1 protein-coding gene is annotated in these 1,460 nt (G+C 26.3%); it reads right to left on the bottom strand.

The features are described from left to right. On the bottom strand, positions 1–1,320 hold a 1,320-nt coding region (locus tag E6A48_RS11195; RefSeq protein WP_219710373.1), incomplete at its 3' end, for a BspA family leucine-rich repeat surface protein. Positions 1,321–1,460 lie beyond the last annotated feature (140 nt).

The following is a 1,460-nucleotide window of genomic DNA, read 5'->3' as shown; positions in this document are numbered from 1 at the left end:
ATTTACTTCTCTTGATTTATCTTTTATTAATACATGACAATTTTTTATAAACTCAAGTTTCTTATAATATTTTTTAGCATTGTAATTTCTTTCAGCATACTTTTCTGCTTTTTCTATAGTTTTGAAATTATAATCATTTGTAACAAATGAAAGCTCTGATGAAAAATCAGTTTCAAGTCTTTTTTTCAATCTTACAACTTTTTTATTTTTATCATCTGCAATAAGCTCATATATTTCTTTAACATTAAATTTTGTTATACTTATAATATCTTCCTTAGGAAAAAATGCCTGCCTATATACTTGAATTCTTGTAGGTAATTTATCCATATCCTTATCATCACAAATTATACTTATAGCTTGTAAACTGTCTAAATTCCAATTTGCTAAAGATTCATAATTATCAAACTTGCGTGCATAGGCAAACAACAACATTACACTAATGACATTTCTTGTATCCCATTTATCAAGAGGCTGATTAAATTCTTCTGTAAAAGCAAACATATGCTCTATATTTGTTACTTTAGACATATTCCAGCTATTTAAAGGCTGATTAAATTTACCGCATGCTCTAAATGCAAATTCCATACTTTCAACATTAGAAGTATCCCATTTATCTAAAGGCTGATTAAAATTTTCACAGTCCTCAAATATATGTTGCATATTTTTCACATTAGATACGTCCCAATCATTAAGAGGCTGATCAAAAGCTTTACAATAACGAAAAGTCTTTGATAAATCTTCAACATTAGATACATTCCAATTATTTATATTCTGATTAAATTTCAAAGCCACATTAAACATATTAGACATATCTTTAACATTAGAAACATCCCATTTGTCCAAAGGTCTATTAAATGCTTCACAGTTATGAAACATATCGCTCATATCTTTCACTTTAGATACATTCCAATTATTTAAAGGCTGATTAAACTTTTTAGCACCAAAAAACATGCCAGACATATTTTCCACATTTGAAACGTCCCATTTATTTAAAGGCTGATTAAAATATGTACAACCAGCAAACATATAAATCATGTTTTTCACTTTTGATACATTCCAATTATTTAAATTAGAATTAAACTCTGTCATTGAATATTGTCCCAAAACATTGTAGTCCATATATGCAAACATATAAGACATATTCTCAACATTAGAAGTATCCCACTCTTCTATGCCATCAAAATCTTTTCTTTTACTTTCATTAAAAAGGTCGCTCATATCTGTTATAAGACTTGTATCTACATCATAAAGTTTTATACCGTTGTTGGTGAATACTAATCTTTTTAATTCTTCTTTTGTTGTTGGTTTATATTTTTTCATAATCTCATATCCTCATTATAAATTTTAATATATGTAAATAGTAGCAATCAATTAACTACAAATAATAATACTTACTATATACCTAAACAAATATATTTTGTCAAAATAATTTTTTAATTTAAAATATTTGCAGGGCTTTG

The organism is Brachyspira pilosicoli (assembly GCF_019402445.1).
Classification (GTDB): Bacteria; Spirochaetota; Brachyspiria; order Brachyspirales; family Brachyspiraceae; genus Brachyspira; species Brachyspira pilosicoli_B.
This window is presented reverse-complemented; position numbering and strand designations above follow the sequence as displayed.